The organism is Paeniroseomonas aquatica (genome assembly GCF_030409335.1).
GTDB classification, from domain to species: domain Bacteria; phylum Pseudomonadota; class Alphaproteobacteria; order Acetobacterales; family Acetobacteraceae; genus Belnapia; species Belnapia aquatica.
In genome coordinates, this window is sequence record NZ_JAUFPN010000135.1 from 1 (window position 1) to 4529 (window position 4529).

The 4529-nt window shown below is 63.4% G+C and carries 5 protein-coding genes; 4 read left to right on the forward strand and 1 reads right to left on the reverse strand.

The genetic code is table 11. The annotated features are described in order from the left end of the window. The 4 genes from QWZ14_RS12290 to QWZ14_RS12305 all read left to right on the forward strand — a co-directional run. On the forward strand, positions 1-828 hold an 828-nt coding region (locus tag QWZ14_RS12290; RefSeq protein ID WP_353959302.1), incomplete at its 5' end, for a TauD/TfdA dioxygenase family protein. A gap of 141 nt (positions 829-969) precedes the next feature. Continuing rightward, positions 970-1935 (forward strand): Bug family tripartite tricarboxylate transporter substrate binding protein, encoded by a 966-nt coding sequence (locus tag QWZ14_RS12295; RefSeq protein WP_290316962.1) that lies wholly within the window; start codon positions 970-972, stop codon positions 1933-1935. 404 nt (positions 1936-2339) lie between these two features. Next, entirely contained in the window at positions 2340-3206 is an 867-nt protein-coding gene (locus QWZ14_RS12300; protein WP_290316963.1) for a TauD/TfdA dioxygenase family protein, read from the forward strand. A 223-nt stretch (positions 3207-3429) separates the two neighbouring features. After that, entirely contained in the window at positions 3430-4164 is a 735-nt protein-coding gene (locus QWZ14_RS12305; protein WP_290316964.1) for a tripartite tricarboxylate transporter substrate-binding protein, read from the forward strand. 87 nt (positions 4165-4251) lie between these two features. On the opposite strand, the gene QWZ14_RS12310 is transcribed toward QWZ14_RS12305, so the two are convergent. Beyond that, entirely contained in the window at positions 4252-4413 is a 162-nt protein-coding gene (locus QWZ14_RS12310) for a hypothetical protein (protein ID WP_290316965.1), read from the reverse strand. Positions 4414-4529 lie beyond the last annotated feature (116 nt).

Here is a 4529-nt window from a genome sequence, read left to right on the forward strand (position 1 = left end):
CCATACCAGACGATCAAGGTTCAAAAGGTCAGCCCCAACATCGGCGCGGTGATTCACGGCGTGGATCTGTCGAAGCCGCTCGGCAATCAGCAATTTCAGGAAGTCCATGACGCCCTGATGGAGAACCTGGTGATCTTCTTCCGAGACCAGACCATCTCGCCCGGCCAGCAGAAAGAGTTCGGCGCGCGATTCGGCAAGTTGCACGTCCACCCTGCAGCGCCCGGCCTGATCGAAGGGCACCCAGAAATCCTCGTTATTAAGGCAGATGAGAATTCGAAGCGGGTCGCCGGCGAGGAATGGCATTCGGATGTGTCCTGCGATCCCGAACCGCCCATGGGCTCGATCCTGTACCTCACGGAGGTGCCGCCGGACGGCGCCGGCGACACCATGTTCGCCAACACCTACCGCGCTTATGAGACGCTGTCGGATCCGATCAAGCGGATGCTCGAAGGCATGACCGCGATCCACGATGGCGAACATGTCTACCGTGGGCGGTACGCCAACGACCGGGGCAAGGAATACCCGCGGCAGGAGCATCCCCTGATCTGCACTCATCCGGTGACCGGGCGCAAGACGCTGTTCGTCAACCGTACCTTCACCACCCGCATCGTGCAGCTGCGCAAGCAGGAGAGTGATGCGGTGCTGGAGATGCTCTACCGCCATCTCGAGACGCCGGAACTGCATTGCCGTTTCCAGTGGCAACCAAACTCAATCGCGTTCTGGGACAACCGCTGCGCGCAGCACCATGCGCTGTGGGACTACTACCCGAACCGGCGTTACGGCCACCGCGTGACGATCTGCGGCGAGAAGCCGGTCTACCGGGCCTGAGGTACGCTTGCCGGAGACTTCTCCGGCAACGCGGGTTTCCGGTTCACGGCGCGGCGAGCCTCTTGGGGCTGCGCCGCGCCAGTGTGGAACCAGCGTGGCGGTTGCGTGGCGCTTGGCGAGCCGCAGGGAAGGAAACGTCGCATGATCCGTCGTTCATTGCTGGCTCTGGTCGCCGGGTTGCCGGCACCCGCTCTGGCGCAGGAGGCATTCCCGATCCGACCCGTGCGGCTGGTGGTCGCCTTCCCAGCTGGCGGGCCGACCGATGTGGTCGCACGCATCATCGCCGAGCGCATGGCACGCGATCTCGGGCAGCCAGTGGTCGTGGACAACCGTGGCGGCGCCAACGGCAACATCGCGGCGGACGCAGTCGCCAAGGCCGAGCCGGACGGCTACACGCTGCTCTACAACACCTCATCAATCGCCATTAGTCGCGCGTTGTACAAAACGCTGGCCTACGACCTTGTGCGAGATCTCAAACCGGTGGTGCTGACTATAGCAGTGCCATCGGTACTCGTGGTCAATCCGGCGCTGCCGCTGCACGATGCTGAGAGTTTTATTACCTGGGCCCGGGCCAATTCAGGGAAAATCACCTACTCTTCGGGCGGGGTTGGTAACAGTTCGCACTTGCTCTGTTTCATGGTGATGCGCCACATCGGAGCGGAGGCGGTGCACGTACCATATCGCGGCACAGCGGCTGCGCTGACCGATACGGCGGCGGGTAACGTGCAGTTCACTTCCGATTCGCTCGTCACGGTTTTGCCACTGGTGCAGGACCGACGGGTGCGTGCCATCGCAGTAAGTTCGGAGGAACGCAATCCGTTGCTGCCAGCAGTACCAAGCATGACAGAAGCATTGTTGCTGCCGCCGGGTCTCGACATCGGCACTTGGCAGGGGCTCATGCTACCAGCCCGAACACCGTCACCTATAGTGGTACGGCTGAACGCGGCAGTGAATGCGGTACTCTCAGACTCTACAATCCGCGCGCGGTTGCAGGCGCAGGGTGCGCACATCGTGGGTGGTAGTCCCGAGGACTATGCGCGCTATCTGGCCAAGGAGATTGTGCGTTGGCAAGGTGTGGTTTCAGAGAGCGGAGCGACGGCGGATTAATGTGCTTGCGAGCAGAAGTGCCCGCTGCCGTAAGCTCTTGCTCTACAGTTCATAACGCTCGTGCAGCACTGGGCTTACGTCTCCGCAAGCATGGCTTGGCGGAGCAATTCAGCGTCACCCACGCCAGCCTCCGCGAATTGCTCACCGCTTTGGAACAGACCGGACTAGCCGAGCAGGATTCCAACCGGGGCACTGCAGTGCCCCGGGACGATGCCGAGGAAGCAGACCGACCGAAGCATATCCAACTTTGCAGCACCCGAACTGCTGTGGAGCGCTACCATGCCTACCTGCTTTGATCGCCAATCCAATATCCAGGCAGCCGATCCTATAAGGTCGGCGGAGCCGGCACTAGGCAGCGCCCCTCCGGTGGCACTATCGTCCCGGAAAAGAACAGGAGGAAGTCCATGACAACGCTTGCCCCCGTCACGGTTGAGGTCGTTCCTTTATCAAGCGGAATCGGCGCCGAGATCCGTGGTGTCGAACTGTCTCGCCTTGACGACGCGACCTTCGGTGCAATCAAGCAGGCCTGGTTGGCGCACAAGGTACTGCGCATACGCGACCAGCGGATCGATGACGACGCGCTGGCGGATTTCAGCCGCCGCTTCGGGCCGCTCGACAAGGCGCCGATCACTACATCAGGCAAGCTGTACCAACCGACGCGGCCGGAGGTGACTGTCATCTCCAACATAGTGATGAGTGGTCAAGCCATTGGTGGGCTCGGCTCGGGCGAGAGCATCTGGCACACGGACATGAGCTACAACGACGTGCCACCCGATGCCTCGGTGCTCTACGGCATCGAAGTGCCGGAAGGTCACGGCGACACTTGGTTTTGCGACATGGAGCAGGCGCTGGCAGCGCTCCCGGCCGCGCTGCGTGAGCGCATCGCCGCCTTGCGGTGCAAGCACGACAGCACCCGCAATAGCGCCGGCGAGCTGCGGGCTGGCTTCCGTGAGAGCTACACACCAGAGGAACAGCCGGGCGCCGTCCATCCTCTGGTGCGCACCCACCCGGAAACCGGGCGGAAGTCGCTCTTCCTTGGCCGTCGGCGCAACGCCCACATCATGGGGCTGCCCTCTGCCGAAAGCCAAGCGCTGCTCGACGAGCTCTGGGCCATCGTCGGACGGTCGGAGTTCAACTGGGTGCAGCAGTGGAAAACGGGCGACCTGGTGATCTGGGACAACCGCTGCGTCATGCACCGGCGCGACGAGTTCGACCCCGCCCTGCGACGTTTGATGCACCGTACCCAGATCCAGGGCACCCGGCCGTTCTGACTATGCGCATCACCCGACGTGCAGCCAGCGGAATGGCTGTGGCCCTGACGGTAGGCCGTGCCCAAGCCCAGAGCGAGTATCCGGATCGGCCCATCCGCTTGGTGGTGCCGTTCGTTCCTGGCGGCAGCGTCGACATCCTCAACCGGGCTTTCGCACGCGCCCTGGGTCAGCAGCTCGGCCAGCCGGTGGTGGTGGAGAACCGGCCGGGCGNGGTACCGCTTACGTGGCGCGTGCCGTGCCGGACGGCTACACCCTGTTGGGCGGTGGCGACAGCGTGGAACTGAACCGCTACCTCATGGCATCGCTGCCCTACGATCCGGACCGCGACCTGGTGCCGATCCTCCAGGTGGCCGACGTGCCCTATCTGCTGATAGTGCACCCCACAGTGCCGGCGCGAAGCCTCGGCGAACTAATTGCCTACGCCAAGGCAAACCCCGGCCGGCTCACCTATGCCTCCTTCGGCATTGGCGGCGGCGGCCATCTGAGCGGGGAACTGCTCTGCCGCATGGCCGGGATCGAGGCCCTGCACATTCCCTATCCTGGGAACCCGCCGGCGCTGATCGACGTGGTGGCCGGTCGGGTTTCAATGATGTTCTGTACCATCCCCGTCGCCCAGCAGGAGGTACGAGCAGGGCATGTCCGGCCAATCGCCATGTCATCGCCGGCCCGTGTGCCAGCGATGCCTGAGGTGCCGACCTGCGCCGAGGCCGGTCTGCAAGGTTATGACTCCACAGGACAGATGACGCTCTATGCCCCACGCGCGGTGCCGCCCGCGATCATCCTGCGTTTGGTTGAAGCCAGCCGCGCCGCCTTGGCAACGCCCGCACTAATGCAGCTGCTGGATGCGCAGGGCTTCGTACTGGCCCCACCGCGCGACGCCGCCGCAACCCTGGCACATATCAAAGCCCACGCCGCTAGATTGGCCGAGGTGATCCACGCGGCAGGCATCCGCCTGTGACAGCGAACTGCGCCAGTCCAATGTAGGCAAGTGGAGTGAAGGCTACCGACCATGGTACCGCACCCGGCCTCCTAGACATTGGCTTGCCTATGTGGCGCGCCCGGATGTCTGCTCCAGCCACACGGCCCGCATGTCGAGTGGGCTGCGGTGGCGGTTCTTCTTGATCAACCATTCGGCATTGTAATGGGCGGCGAAAGCACGAACAACGTCACGGACCTCGTCGATGGTCCAGAAGATGCGGCCATGCACGAGCTGCTCTTCAACGTGCGGAACAGCAGCTCGATGACGCCGTTCGCCTCAGGTTTCGCGACGAAGGCGTGGCTCGGGGCCATGCCCCAGAACCTGATCTGCTTTCGGAAGTGGTG